Genomic DNA, 13428 nt, shown 5'->3' with positions numbered 1-13428 from the left:
AAAAGCCGCCATTCGATCTAAGACCACTTGGAGTAGTCTGCGGCTCATGCGAGGGAAAGGCATCGAAAAGGAATGAACTATCGACACGCGTTCCACGCTGGCAACCACACCGAAGTCTTCAAGCATGCCGCCTTGACGCTCATTCTTGAACACCTATTGCAGAAACCCACCCCATTCGCCGTGCTTGATACTCACGGGGGTATAGGTATCTACGACCTGTGTTCAGATGAAGCTATGCGAACCAACGAGCGTGATGCGGGCGTGAATAGGGTTTTCGGCAGAACCCTTTCATCGGCACCCAGGTACCTGAAAACTCTCGAATCCCTCAATGCACAGTCCCTGAGGATCTACCCCGGCTCACCGGAGCTAGTCAGACAATCATTGCGGGAGAAGGACCGCCTTAACGTGTGTGAGCTGCATCCGGAGGACGGATCGCTGCTGAAGGAGCGATACCGCAAGGACCGTCGCGTTTCTGTCCATCAGCGAGATGGTTACGAAGCAATAGGGGCGATGCTACCGCCCCGGGAACGTCGGGGATTGGTCTTCATAGATCCCCCATTTGAGCGGAAGGACGAACCGGATCAGATCGCGGCTGCGCTTCAAGCTGGAAATCGCAGATGGGCAACTGGGATTTACGCAATTTGGTACCCCATCAAAGATGCCGTCTTAGGCGACTGTATCGCCGCCGCCGCAACTGCAGCGGGGTTTAATAGCGTCTTACGCACAGAATTCTGTCCGTATCGGCGTGACGGCGTAACATTGGCGGGTAGCGGCCTGATTATCTGCAATCCTCCTTGGAGAATCGACGACAGGCTCCGGCGCCTCTGCAAGGAACTCGCCGTGCTTTTGGGTGGCAAGCACAGTTCCTGGTCGGTAGAACTGGTGCCGGGCTGTTAGCTCGACCTTAATGAACCCTGTCCGTCGGTTGAGGTTCGTCAGACTCGATCGCGTGGATCACCCCCATTAGATCTCGCCATTTATGGCACATTGCGAGATCCCCCCGAGAGAGCGCCCGGTCCGCCTTTGCATCCATGAGTTCAAGCGCACGATCGGACCCAAGACGCACCATCAAGTTCGCACCTCGATACCAGGTAGAGCGGCTGAACCCGTAGTCGTGAAGGCGCGACACATCGTCGACAATCGACTCAATCGTCACGTCGTACTTCCCAACCACGTATTCCGACTTCTTTCGCTTCATGGGTCACCGTGCATGTCACGACCGTATCGAATATCCTTTGTATAACGAATCGCCAATTATCGCCAAAAGGACCTGATAGAGGTAGCCTAAAGCGGGGAAACAATCGGAGGATGCGGGTGCCAGCCATCAGGCCAACTGGGAGCCTAGTCGCACATGCGAAGTCCGATCACGAGAGCCCTCAAATGGCGCCTTTCAACCACCATGCGACTACATTCGCGTGGGCTGTCAGGGACACCAAGTGATGCTCGCTCGCACGCCGAGAACCAATGCAAGTAAGCGCCGGCCGGCCTTGCCTTTGCGCCTTAAGGAGCAACTGGCCCTCTGCAGCCAATTCCCGGAGCGCGTGCTATTTCTTGACATAGAGACAACCGGGCTGAGCCATCACTATGACGAGATCACCGTCATCGGGTGGTCCGTCGGTGGCCGAGCTTCCACCATGATCAAGGGGGAAAGCCATCAACGGTTGCGCGAAGACGCCATGGATGCGCTTGCCCTTGTCACCTTTAACGGTATTCGGTTTGACCAAAGGTTCATCCGGCAGGAATTTCCGGATGTCGCACTGCCACCGCATCACATCGACCTGATGTACCTCTGCCGCCGAGTAGGTCTCACAGGGGGGCAAAAGGCGATTGAGAGAGAGCTAGGGCTTGCGCTACGTGGCGAAATTGCGAATGTCGATGGCTTCGCTGCCGTCCTGCTCTGGCATCGCTACCTCCGCGGCGACGTCGCTGCGTTGGAAACCCTCGTCCGGTACAACCGGGCCGACATTGCTGCCATGGGTGCTATTTTTGATCACGTCATCGACAGACTTCAGATCGAGCCGGACCTGTTCCTGAAACGCGCGGCCTTTGAGACATGGGCGGCGCCATCTGGATGGATCGACATTCCGCAATTCGGGGCTGCCAGAACCGAGTTGTCGTCCGCTCCTGATTTTGATCAGCTCCTCGGAGGTAGCCCGGCAGAAGGCGCCCGCATCGTTGGAATTGATCTTACGGGTTCCGAGGCCCGAGGGTCCGGCTGGTGCTTGCTCGAAGGAAAGAAGGCGTCTTTCAAGACGGTCTTCACTGACGAAGAGATCCTCCGGCACACGATGAGCAGTAAACCTGACCTTGTATCCATAGACTCCCCACTGTGCCTTCCGGCTGGGCGAACAAGCGTCGACGATGCCGACCCCGGGCGAGAGCGCTTTGGAATCATGCGGGAATGCGAACGGGAGCTGAAGAGGCGCGGCGTTAACGTATATCCGTGCCTGTTGCCGAGTATGCAGAAACTGACCGCGCGAGGAATCCGACTAGCGGAATCTTTTAGGAACCTTGGAGTTCCGGTTATTGAAAGCTATCCTGGCGCCGCGCAGGACATCATGCGTATTCCCAGAAAGGGAGCCGGTGTCGAATGGTTGAAGCTGGGTCTCGCCGATTTTGGTGTGATCAGCGATTTAACTGTCGCGTCTCATGATGAGCTCGACGCGATCACTTCGGCGCTGGTAGGCTCGTTTCATTGGGCTGGTCTCGTAGAAGCCATGGGAACCTCCGAGGAGCCGCCATTGATCATTCCAAAGCTTGATGGCAAGGCCCATCCCACCATTATCGGCATTAGTGGTCCAATCGCCGCTGGAAAGACGACTGTCGCACGGGCTTTTGAAAAACTAGGTTTCGCGTACACGCGTTTCAGCCTCGTAATCGATGACGAGTTGAGGGCTCGAGGTCAGCCTCTGGACAGGAGTAATCGACAGGCACTGGGCAACGAAATAAATCGCACAGGCAAACAGCGCTGGCTAGCTGAGCGAACACTCTCCCGTGTCGAGGCCTCAGCCGTTGTCGTAGACGGGCTCCGTTTTCCTGAAGACCATGCGTTCCTTGCAGAGCGTGCTGGCGGAAGCTATGTCCACGTCTATATTGACGCTGACGAGAACATGCGCCGCAAGAGATACAACAAACGGGCTGTCGAAGGTGATTTCGATGCAGTAGCTGGCTCCGAAGTTGAGGGGCAGGTGGAATCCATGCGTTCCCTGGCGCATCGAGTGTTCTTGAATGAGGGGCATATGGAGGACATAGGTCCGTGGGCTATGAAATTGGCTGCGGAGTTGAGGGATAAGACATGCCAGTCTCCATCGTAGTAGGTGGCCAATTTGGATCTGAAGGCAAAGGAAAGGTCGCGCTCGAGATCGTCCGGCGCACCCGTGGCCCGGTAACCGTCGTCCGCGTTGGCGGGCCGAACTCAGGCCATACCGCATATGATCGCAATGGGAAAAAATGGGCTCTTCGGCAGATGCCTGCCGCGTGCATTGATCGCAATGTCGATGTTGTTTTTCCTGCCGGATCGTATTTGGATGTAGAGATTCTATTGCGAGAGATCGCGGATCTTGCCTATCCTGCGGAACGAATATTCATCAGTCACTTCGCCAACGTCATCACGGAGCAGCACAAAGCTTGGGAGACGAACGCAGGACTGATTTCAACAATTGGTTCGACGGGGTCCGGAGTTGGCACGGCCGTTATGGCGTCCGTAGCCCGAGAGGCGGGAAATTTCCCCGTCAAGGCTCTACACGCTCGGGACCATGGGTTACTCCAACCGTTTTTGCGCGATACGACAACTGTGCTGCATAACGGACTCCTGCTCGATCGCAGGATCGTTGTTGAGGGCTCGCAGGGGTTTGGCCTATCACTGCTCGATGGAGGCTATTGGCCGAAGGCGACGGCCCGCTCCACAACGGCTGCCGCAGCTCTGGCGGAAGCCGGCGTCAGCCCTCGACACGTTGACGACATTACACTGGTCATTCGAAGCTTTCCGATAAGGGTCGCTGGCGATTCGGGTCCTCTGGCTGGAGAGACCACCTGGGAGAAGATAAGGGAACGGTCTCTCCGCATGGACGATCTCAAGGAATATACGACTGTTACTAGGAAGCTGCGGCGGGTTGGCGAGTTCGATGGAGAACTTGTGCGAAGGGCCATCCGCGCAAATGCGCCGCATCGAATCGTGCTCAACCACATGGACTACGTTGGACCTGTACAGGATCTCGACCAGCCGACGAGTCGAGTCCGTCGCTTCGTCTCTGAGGTGGAGACGGCGATCAATCAAAAGATCGACTGGTTCGGCTTTGACCCCCTCTCGATCGTCGAGAGACCTCAAGTGGCGTTCTCAAGATGACCAGTTCTACGCCTGAGCCCAAGCTTTTCAGCTGGACCGACGAAGAAGCAGATCAAATCGCAAAAGACGTGTTTGATCACGACCCATTTCACAAGACGCGGGGTAGAGTCCCACCTTCCTTGCTATCGGCGGAGGACATAGTCGGGTACGTCGAAAAGACCGCGATGATCTCACCGTTTCATGCGACTCCGGAGAAGCTAAAGCACGCATCTTATGAGGACCGTATTGGCAAGAACGCGTACATTTACGACCGGAAGGGGATTCAGCGGATCCCGTTGAAGGATGGCTGGCTTAGGGTTCCAGCCAACGAGATTGTTTTCGTGGAGAGCAGGGTCACATTCAGGCTACCGAGATACATAGCTGCTCGCTTTAATTTACAGATCAAGCATGTGCACCGCGGACTCCTTCTCGGCACCGGTCCGCTCGTTGATCCCGGATTTCGCGGCCGTCTATTGATACCGCTGCACAATCTGACTTCCGAAGACTATTACATCCATGAAGACGATGGCTTTATATGGCTCGAATTTACCCGAACAACATACAATCAAGATCGAAAACTCCAGTATGGATACTATCCAAAATATAAGGAAATATCAGACGGCTTGCAATGGCTTCACAAGGCTGCCTATGACGGCTATCTAGATCGTGAAGTCGCTATTCGTAGTTCGATCAAACCTTTCGTCGAACGAGTAGAGAAAAAGGCGACCAAAGCCTTAAAAGGCGTGAGATGGGTTCAGGGCGTTGGCGCGGTTGGAGCCTTATCTTTGATAATTACTTTCGGCATCATATTTATGAGCGAGATCTACTCGAACCGTAGTTTTATGCAGTCTGCCTACAATTTGCTTTTGTCACAGGGAGGCGAGCCAGTAAAAGCAGCCTCCGGCTTTGGGAAAGACATTTCTCAGGTAAGGGGTCAAATTGAGGACCTGCAGACCAGGGTCAAAGCGACCAGATCGGATCTCGAAACGCGGATCGAAGCGCTGGAAATCGAAAGCGCAAGCCTTCGTAAAGTGTTGCGCAACCAAGGCTCGCCGGAACGTCCGTCGGATAAGAAACTTTGATAGGGTAGTCCATCTTGCAGCATAGATACGCTGGCGATATCGGCGACCATCTCAAGCTATCCCTGCTCGGGCATGTTGGCGCGGACCGGGCGGACCTTTCTAGTATAGCATTCGAAGCCTCTTATCATTCCGTGAGGAGGTCGAGCGATCTATTAACCGCAGGATTGATTGGCTCGGATTCTCCACATTGGAGGTAGTAGAGCCAGCGAGGATTCCGACTTGACAGCTGAAGGGAAAGATCCAGAAATACTTGCTTTGTCGACAGTGGAAGCTGCCAAGAGGGCTGCGTCATTTTTGAAGAAGCCTGACCCCTTCGCGTCAGACATCGCTCCATCGTTGCTATCTGCGGAGCATATCGAAAAGTATATTCAAGAGATTGGGATCATATCTCCGTTCTATACGGGAGGGGGGCGCAAGGCTCGCCTCAAGAAAGCATCTTATGAGGGGAGAATTGGAAGCAAGGCCTACGTCTTCGATCAAAATAGTAACGAGTTGATTCCAGTTCTAGTGCCGGACATGCCATTACTGATTCCGGCGAATTCGATAGTTTTTGTAGAATGCGACCTGGATTTTAGGCTCCCGAGATATATTGGTCTTCGTTTCAACTTGCAGATAAGGCACGTGCATCGAGGGCTTTTACTCGGGACTGGCCCCCTTGTGGATCCTGGATACTGGGGGAAGCTGTGCATTCCGCTGCACAATTTAACCAATGAGCCCTACGAGATTCCCATCAAGGAGGGGTTGATTTGGGTGGAGTTCACCAAGACCACCTCAGACTCAAAGCTTGGTCGGGTCACTCTAGCTGATGGCGAGAAACATTCCGAACATTGGGAAATCGAAGAGTTCCTTAGGAAGGCTGCGAAGCCTCTAATTGAAGGAAAGCCCAGCATCGGGATTCGAAGCTCAATACCCAAGATGGTGTCCATAGCTACGGATGAAGCGCATAGGGCTAATAAGGCGTCTAATGAAGCGCTGGATGCCAGTAATAAAGCCACCGAGAACGCGCTAGCTGCGCAGATGGAGGCAAAGCAGACAAAAGATTTATTTAATCGGATTGGTTGGCTTGGAGCATTGGTTGCGGCCGTTGCACTTGTGACACTTTGGGCCACGTTCTATTTCGGGCTTCGGAACGATATAAATGCGGTATCAAGCAATGTGGCGCAAGTTGGATCGATCGTAACCGACCTTCGGAGTGCGAACGGTTCTCAAGAAGAGCGTCTCGAAACATTGCGCGCGATACACGAAGAGATGCTGGACCGGTTGCGCAAGAGCGAGCTTGAAATAGCTTCTCTGCGGCGTGAAATTGAAGGGTATCGGAAAGGGCAGAATCCGCCGCCAATGCAAAACACAGCGCCTCCCCTTCAAGATGCAAAATAGATACGCTGGGGATATAGGGGACTATATTAAAATTGGGCTATTGCGTACTCTCGCCCCTAATCGGCGACTTGGCATATTGTGGTACTTGTATCCTAATGAAGGCCACAATTCTGACGGGAGGCACACTGCCTATCTCTCCATGCCTGCGGTTTGGCGAAATCTCGATCCCGCGCTGTTCGACCTTCTGCGGGAAGTAGTTCATTACGAAAGGTCAGTGCAGACCATTCAAAGGGCCTTCGATAGCAAGGCGTGCTTTGTCGCTGAACCTGTCCCGACCGGACTGACAGCTCCTGAACGGAGCGCTCGGCGGAGGCACTGGTTTGAAACGACTCTTGAACACTTGAATCAGTGCGACCTCGTCTTCGCGGATCCAGACAACGGGTTAGTTGGCGATGAGGCTTGGCGTCGGAAAGCCACAGGCTTCGGTAAGCAGATGCCTCTCTCAGAGGCACGTGCATTAAGCGCGGGGCGGTGCGTGGTAATTTACCACCACAATAGTCGGTTCAAAGGCGGGCATGACGCCGAGGTGGATAGTTGGTTACGGGCTCTTGCGATGCCAGCGATTGCGGTGAGGGCTACGGCTTACAGCTGTCGTACTTTCTTTGTGGTCAATCCGGATGCCGAGATCGTGGAGCGTACCCGCTCGTTCTGCGAAAGGTGGAAAGATCACAAGGTCCGTCTTCACGCGCCACGCGTCTAGGCTACTGAATGCCAAAATCATCAATGCCGAACTGGATCGGAAGGTCCCAAGCTCCTTGGGCGTTGGGCACTATCCAGTAGTCCGGGCGGCGAGTCCATCAAAGCGGCTGATCTTGGATCACAGATCACAGATTGATCTTTACGATCTTACGGGCGCCAAGTTCGCCCTCCCTGACGCAAGCGGACATACCACTTTCGGTGCGATTTACGCAGCTCCTTATCACGATAATCCGGGCCGCCTCGCGCGTTTGCCGTTCTGCGGGGTGAGCATCTTGCGCATTGTGGTCCGAAATGCGTAATGAAATTTGTCAAGATATTCTCTTGAATGTTGACATCTTCAGCGTGCCGTTTAATCACTTATTCTTCCGAGCGCGGGAGTACCTACATGTCCGAAAAGAGGGAGAAATTCGTGAAGCTTGCCGAGGGTAGGACCCAGGCAGCTTTGGAGGCTGTCCGGAAAATCGGGAATCTTTCAAATCGAAGAGCCTACGAATTTGATGAGAGTGACGTGAAGAAGATTGTCAGGGCGCTTCGCGATGCAGCGTCAGATCTCGAACGGAAGTTCGGATCAACGTCGGCAGCCGAGAAGGATGTCTTCAAGCTATAGGGGTCTATGCGATGAGCTTCGAACGCCTAACAATCCAGGACGATAAATTTCTGATCAACCGCCTGATCGGTCAAGCGCCGCGAAATACGCTTGTCCGTGAGTTCTTCATGAACGCGCAGGAAAGTGCGGCACTGGCAGCCGAGGGCAATCGAACTGTGCGCATCTATCCGTCATTAGTCGGAGGTGTTCGGAAATTGACGCTCTGGAACACCGGACCAGGAATGGATTCCGGGGAACTTCGGACGGCAACGAACATCTCTGCCTCGATCAACAAACAGATGTCGCTGAGTGAAAATTTCGGCATAGGCGCCAAGGTCTCCGGCCTGACCGTCTCGCCCGCAGGAATCCGCTATCGGTCCTGCAAGGCCGGCGTGGTTCACGAGGTTACAATAGGATTCGACGATGAAGCGGATACGTTTGTTCGATTTGCCTTCGAGGTCGAAGGGCGGCAGGAGACCGTCTTTGATGTCACCGAGGCGGTGCGGAAGACAGCCGATCTCTCACAGGACTGGACGGAAGTCGTGCTTATGGGCGAGGACGATCTCCACGACACGGTGTCGGAGCCGATCGGCAGAGGAATCCGTGTTGACCGTAGCTATGTCGCAACACAGATATTTCGGCGGTTCGCAGAGTTTCGTCCGGGTGTCAAAGTGATTTTGGATGTCGCCATGACAAAAGGAGGCGGGCGAGACGAAACAGGAAGGACTCGCACCCTAAAAACGCTGCAAGACGTGATCCCGCAACTGCCAAACACTCAGACTGTTCTCTGTCCCGAGACAGGTGTGAAAATTCAGTACTTGCACGACCCTAAGCATGCCAACTACAGCCACTCTTTAAGCGCACTCAACAACCCAGCGACATCATCGACGTCGTTCTGTGCACTGGTGCATAAGGGTGAGCGATACGACTTCCGTACCGGGCCGAAATGGTCGGCTGTCGCCCCAAATTACGGGATACCTTTCGGCTCCACCGTCCTTACGGTCGAGATATACCTGCCGGAGAATGCAGCTCTTCCAAACCAATATCGTGACGCCGTCACGACCATTGAGGAGCGCATTCCGATCACGACCGACGACTATGCCGTGAAGGTTCGCGAATTGATGCCCGAATGGGTGAAAGAGGTGATCAGAAAGGCTCATCCTCCGAGGGACGAGAACCTCGATGATCTGCAGAATGACCTTCAGAAGCTACTTGACGAGTTCCGTTTGCCGACTTCGACCTACGTGAAGTCGCTCAACACGCCCCAGCGCACTGAGGATAGTGACGTCGGTCTCGACGAGGCTGGCTCGGCTGACGTCGATTCCGTCGACGACGAGGAGGATCGCTTCCTTCGCGGCGAACGGAACTCCGGCCAGAGGGCGACGGATAAGAAGATTCGGAAGGCACCAGAGGGCGCGAGGCTTTCCAAGGAGGCGCAGGCACTCGAACGTGTCCCTACGATCGAGATATTGGACGATCCAGCGGAGATCGATGAGAAGCAGATGAAGGGGCGTGCGGGCCGCTTTTATAGGGATGCGCAGACCCTCTTCGTCAACGGCCTCTATTCTGCGGTCGATAGAATGACTGCGGAGCTAGAAGTACACTTTGCGGGGCAAGCAGAAGGCGAGGCGCTTCGCAGCATCATCCTCAGGGCGGCACAGCGATCTATGGCATTTCGCGTGGGCAAAGCTACCTGCTACGCGATCAGCAAACGATTGGTCGATGGGTGGTCACTCGAAGATCTCGAGAGGGCGACCTCGCCGGAGTCGCTGTCTCTAGCGGCGGACGACTATCGTCAGAGTATCACAACGGCACGGAAGTGGATCAGCGCCGAGCTCAAGGCGCATGGATTTGCCGCCGTGGAGCCGGAGGTGGCGTAGAGGCCACTATCCAGTAGCGCGAAAACAGCGCCGCGCTGCAGACGAGCCGAACGGCAATTTTCCATTCCTTCCGACTTCCCGAGCTGAATTCAAAGCTCGAAGCTACCTTCACCGCAATGGATGCTGGGAAGCTGGCTCGGGCGCACGTCAACGCTGGCGGGCTACACTCCCACGACCAGCGCCGGATCAAATGCGATGTTCTCGTCACCGTAGCCGCGCGGATTACAGAGAATGCGCGTGCTGCCGACCCGATAGTCGCAGGTGTCGTGAGTATGCCCGTGCAACCATAGAGCAGGGCGACCGACTTCGATCACCTCGGAGAGGTCTGACGCAAAGGCGGCATTCAGCAGGTCGCCCTCGAATCTCGACGGGATAGATTTCGCGTGCGGGAGGTGGTGGGTGACGACGACGGTCTTGATTGGATCGGCCTTCAGAACGGAAGTGAGGAACAGACGGGATTCCTGATGCATTCGGAATGCCGTCTCCGGCACGAATCTTTTCCAGGGATTCCTCTGTTCTGCGATCAGCTTGTGGTCGTTCATGCGTTCGCGCGCGTAGACCATGGCGAGGTCTGGATGCCCTTCGATCCGATAGTCGGTCCATAGCGTCGCGCCGAGGAACCGAACGCCGTCGATCATGACAAAATCGTTCTCCAGGAAGTGCACATTCGGGAATTGGGCGGCCGCGGCGCGCCCGTCTTCCAGTCCCTCTTTGATCGAGCCTTTATAGAATTCGTGGTTGCCGGCGACATAGATGCACGGCATCGCATGAGCGACGTTTTTGCCCAACCAGTGAACGCCGTTGGCGGGGGCGCGGCAAAGATCTCCCGCGACGACGCAGACGTCGGCATCAGGGATCGTCCGCGGCTGCCGCAGATCGGCAAATTCAAGGTGCAAGTCGGAGAATAGCCATACTTTCATAAGATCGAAACCTTGATTTCATTCACGTGGGTGCGCCAAAGCTCCACGAATCCTGCAAACGTGACCGCGGTGTTTTTCGATCACTCTGGCGTCACAACGATCCGCTGCTTCACTTGCTGGAGCACGGCGTCGAGTTCGGGTCCCTCCAACGTCTTTCGCTCAAGCAAGATCTCGCCAAGGAAATCGATCGCGATCTCCTGGTTGACAACCATTTTTCGGGCGACGGCATAGGCGCTCTCCAGCCGGGTATTCACCCGCTCCGCCAGATCGTGGTCGGTCGCAAGCATCGATGCGCGATCCTCGACTTTGCGGTGAAGCAAAGGCCATTTCTTCGAAAAACCCATCACAGTCTCCATGTCGAATGCCAATGCGGTGGCAGCCGCAAGATCACAGGACTCAGAGCCGGATCCGGCGGCGACCGACCCCACGATCATCTCCTCCGCCGCTCGGCCCGCGAGTGCTGCGATGAGAACGCCGGTGAGCATCGCCTCGGTCTGCTCTTCAGGCATGGTCCCGGTGACATAGCCACCTTCCGGAGCCTCGATGGTAATCTTCACGATGGTTCCAAGATCGAGATGGAGGCGCGCTACCGCGTGAGCGGCTTCATGGACGGACGTCCGGAACTGGAGCTGCAGTAATCGCAAAAGCAATGAGTCCCCGAGAAAACTGTCCGCGCTGCCAACAGCGTCTACAGCCCTTTCAGCAGAAATGCCGAAGTCACCCGCAGCCTCGACAGCTCTGGTCTTGTTGCTACGATGCTGTCGCGAGAGACGTGGTGTGCGACGCTTTTTCATCTTCCAATCCTTTCGATCGTTGCCGTGACCGATGGAACTGGCTGGCCCGACTAGCTTCCCGACGATGGTTCATGAATGTTCCGCTCCCTAGTGGCTGTTCGCCTGCGGCGAGAGGTCGAGAAGACCAGTCGCCTCAAGCCATTCCGCCGACTCGATGCAGGCAGGGTTTGCGTCCATGACGTGGCAGGTCAGAAGCTCGAGGATCACCCTCGGGATCGGCGATCCGGTCGCGATGGCTATGCGGGCATAATGCCTCGTCACCTCGACGGCGATCGCTGGATCCTCCATGTGCGCGGTTCTGCAGTCACAGGAAGCGATGGGGCCTGCCCTGATGAGGGTGAGGCAGCTTTCAGTATGGCCGAGAAGCCCGAGCAGCGCTTCGCTGGCTATGTACCTGCCGAACGCGAGTGGCCGCTGTGATGCAGACGCCAAAGGATTCGCCATAGGAATCCCGCGCTCCATCAAGTTGTGCTTTGATCTGCCCCCGGGTGGATGATCGACAAGCGATGATCCTTCTGTCTCATGCAAGCGGGCTTTCGCTGCCTTCAGGCGGCGGTCGAAGGTCGAACCCCTGGATGTCATGGCCAGCCCTCAAGAATCGAGGACGGACTGCTCGGCGGGACGTCCGACTCTGTACCATCGCGACAGCGTTCGTGCCCAAGCCCGGTCTTCGGAGAGCAGCCACAAATCTGTTGTGGCGATCAATCTGTCCTGGCCGACAAGTCGGGGATGGCCGGTCGACAGCCCGGCAAGGCAGGGAACAATCCTTTGGGCAAGGATCCATCGGTCGAGAATTGGGGCCGCATCACCCGCCATCACTTCCGGCGGAACGCCACAACGGACGCGCTCCATGTCATCGGCCAATGCGAGAAGACGGGCGGTCTGGAAGTTGAACATAGCGTCGGTCATCGTCTCGCGGCCAAACAGCAACATTGGTGTGCCTCCATGCTCCGGTAAGGATCCCGCTTGGGTCGAATCCTTTGATTCGCGGAATCAACGGCCCGATAGATACGGCGTCCGCGATCAGGCGTCCATACGCCTTCTCCGGCGCTGCGACGCCTATCAACAGGATAGCTGGTCTTCCCGTTTGGCTACGGGTAGAACTTCTGGCATGCAGGCATCTTACGACTTCCTTCGCGCGGCCCGCGCGCTCCTGGACATCACCCCAAAAGAACTCGCCGACAAGGCGCGTGTGAGCACTCGCTCAATTGTCCGGATCGAGGCACGGGAGCCAGTAGGTCTGGAGATCAGTCTGCGCGTCCAGGCGGCATTGGAGGAGCTTGGCGTTGAGTTCCTTCCCGAAACGAAATCCAATGGACCCGCGATGCGCGTTCGAAAGGGCCTGGTCAAGAAGATTGGGTTTCAGTTGTCGGACAGGTAGCCGCGCCTGGTGTCGGCTGGAGAGCCACGATCTCCAGGGTGATAGCCAGTTCGCTCTCGGCCCAGTCCTCAGCGTGATCGGCAGCATCATGTTGCTTTTGGCCGGAAAGCGCCCGTGGTCAGACGCCTCGACCGCAGACAGGGGACATTCGGAACCGGCTCGGAGGTTTCACTGTCGCAGCATTTTGATCGCCACATGTGAATTGGAAAGGCCCGTGCGGCTGCGCCGCGCGACCCTTTCCAATCCCCCTGTGACGATGCCGAAAAAGACGCTAGTTTACACCTGTCGAGTTTACACAGGTGATCAGCGGCGCAGGAGTTTCCGATGAGAAATCAGACGAATGGGACTTATGTTTACATTTTTCACCGCACAGAACCGTTCTGAT

12 protein-coding genes are annotated in these 13428 nt (G+C 55.8%); 8 read left to right on the top strand and 4 right to left on the bottom strand.

The window, feature by feature from the left end:
• The first annotated feature begins 72 nt into the window (after positions 1-72).
• The 7 genes from rlmJ to FJ434_RS01225 all read left to right on the top strand — a co-directional run bounded on the left by rlmJ (position 73) and on the right by FJ434_RS01225 (position 9948).
• Positions 73-897: a 23S rRNA (adenine(2030)-N(6))-methyltransferase RlmJ gene (gene rlmJ, locus FJ434_RS01255; protein ID WP_140750192.1), complete on the top strand. Its 825-nt coding sequence runs from the start codon at positions 73-75 to the stop codon at positions 895-897.
• 542 nt (positions 898-1439) lie between these two features.
• Positions 1440-3314 carry a ribonuclease H-like domain-containing protein gene (locus FJ434_RS01250; RefSeq protein ID WP_140750194.1) on the top strand — a complete coding sequence of 625 codons (1875 nt, stop codon included), beginning with the start codon at positions 1440-1442 and terminating at the stop codon, positions 3312-3314.
• Positions 3296-4345: an adenylosuccinate synthetase gene (locus FJ434_RS01245; RefSeq protein WP_140750196.1), complete on the top strand. Its 1050-nt coding sequence runs from the start codon at positions 3296-3298 to the stop codon at positions 4343-4345. Before FJ434_RS01250 ends, FJ434_RS01245 begins: the two co-directional genes overlap by 19 nt.
• On the top strand, positions 4342-5406 hold the full coding sequence (locus FJ434_RS01240) for a hypothetical protein (protein WP_140750197.1): 1065 nt from the start codon (positions 4342-4344) through the stop codon (positions 5404-5406). The genes FJ434_RS01245 and FJ434_RS01240 overlap by 4 nt, the downstream gene beginning before the upstream one ends.
• Before the next feature lie 219 nt (positions 5407-5625).
• Positions 5626-6783, top strand: a complete 1158-nt coding sequence (locus tag FJ434_RS01235; RefSeq protein ID WP_140750199.1) for a hypothetical protein — start codon at positions 5626-5628, stop codon at positions 6781-6783.
• A 1084-nt stretch (positions 6784-7867) separates the two neighbouring features.
• On the top strand, positions 7868-8089 hold the full coding sequence (locus tag FJ434_RS01230; protein ID WP_135900566.1) for a hypothetical protein: 222 nt from the start codon (positions 7868-7870) through the stop codon (positions 8087-8089).
• 11 nt (positions 8090-8100) lie between these two features.
• A complete protein-coding gene (locus FJ434_RS01225; RefSeq protein WP_140750200.1) occupies positions 8101-9948 on the top strand; it encodes a hypothetical protein in 1848 nt (615 codons plus the stop codon).
• Between the two features lie 161 nt (positions 9949-10109).
• Here the strand turns inward: FJ434_RS01225 and FJ434_RS01220 are convergent, their stop codons facing one another.
• The 4 genes from FJ434_RS01220 to FJ434_RS01205 all read right to left on the bottom strand — a co-directional run bounded on the left by FJ434_RS01220 (position 10110) and on the right by FJ434_RS01205 (position 12595).
• Positions 10110-10868: a metallophosphoesterase gene (locus FJ434_RS01220; RefSeq protein ID WP_140750201.1), complete on the bottom strand. Its 759-nt coding sequence runs from the start codon at positions 10866-10868 to the stop codon at positions 10110-10112.
• A gap of 80 nt (positions 10869-10948) precedes the next feature.
• Positions 10949-11662, bottom strand: a complete 714-nt coding sequence (locus tag FJ434_RS01215) for a hypothetical protein (RefSeq protein WP_140750202.1) — start codon at positions 11660-11662, stop codon at positions 10949-10951.
• A gap of 87 nt (positions 11663-11749) precedes the next feature.
• Positions 11750-11950, bottom strand: a complete 201-nt coding sequence (locus FJ434_RS01210; RefSeq protein ID WP_140750203.1) for a hypothetical protein — start codon at positions 11948-11950, stop codon at positions 11750-11752.
• A gap of 303 nt (positions 11951-12253) precedes the next feature.
• A complete protein-coding gene (locus FJ434_RS01205; RefSeq protein ID WP_140750204.1) occupies positions 12254-12595 on the bottom strand; it encodes a hypothetical protein in 342 nt (113 codons plus the stop codon).
• A 178-nt stretch (positions 12596-12773) separates the two neighbouring features.
• On the opposite strand from FJ434_RS01205, the gene FJ434_RS01200 reads away from it, so the two are divergent.
• Entirely contained in the window at positions 12774-13043 is a 270-nt protein-coding gene (locus tag FJ434_RS01200; RefSeq protein WP_140750205.1) for a hypothetical protein, read from the top strand.
• The last annotated feature ends 385 nt before the right edge of the window (positions 13044-13428 follow it).

The organism is Mesorhizobium sp. B2-5-13, from assembly GCF_006440535.1.
In the GTDB taxonomy this organism is placed as follows: Bacteria; Pseudomonadota; Alphaproteobacteria; order Rhizobiales; family Rhizobiaceae; genus Mesorhizobium; species Mesorhizobium salmacidum.
This window is presented reverse-complemented; position numbering and strand designations above follow the sequence as displayed.

Bases quoted from the DNA above. Each gene is read 5' to 3' on its own strand.
- rlmJ (WP_140750192.1), top strand. From the start codon at position 73: ATGAACTATCGACACGCGTTCCACGCTGGCAACCACACCGAAGTCTTC.
- FJ434_RS01250 (WP_140750194.1), top strand. From the start codon at position 1,440: ATGCTCGCTCGCACGCCGAGAACCAATGCAAGTAAGCGCCGGCCGGCC.
- FJ434_RS01245 (WP_140750196.1), top strand. From the start codon at position 3,296: ATGCCAGTCTCCATCGTAGTAGGTGGCCAATTTGGATCTGAAGGCAAA.
- FJ434_RS01240 (WP_140750197.1), top strand. From the start codon at position 4,342: ATGACCAGTTCTACGCCTGAGCCCAAGCTTTTCAGCTGGACCGACGAA.
- FJ434_RS01230 (WP_135900566.1), top strand. From the start codon at position 7,868: ATGTCCGAAAAGAGGGAGAAATTCGTGAAGCTTGCCGAGGGTAGGACC.
- FJ434_RS01225 (WP_140750200.1), top strand. From the start codon at position 8,101: ATGAGCTTCGAACGCCTAACAATCCAGGACGATAAATTTCTGATCAAC.
- FJ434_RS01220 (WP_140750201.1), bottom strand. From the start codon at position 10,868: ATGAAAGTATGGCTATTCTCCGACTTGCACCTTGAATTTGCCGATCTG.
- FJ434_RS01215 (WP_140750202.1), bottom strand. From the start codon at position 11,662: ATGAAAAAGCGTCGCACACCACGTCTCTCGCGACAGCATCGTAGCAAC.
- FJ434_RS01210 (WP_140750203.1), bottom strand. From the start codon at position 11,950: ATGGAGGATCCAGCGATCGCCGTCGAGGTGACGAGGCATTATGCCCGC.
- FJ434_RS01205 (WP_140750204.1), bottom strand. From the start codon at position 12,595: ATGTTGCTGTTTGGCCGCGAGACGATGACCGACGCTATGTTCAACTTC.
- FJ434_RS01200 (WP_140750205.1), top strand. From the start codon at position 12,774: ATGCAGGCATCTTACGACTTCCTTCGCGCGGCCCGCGCGCTCCTGGAC.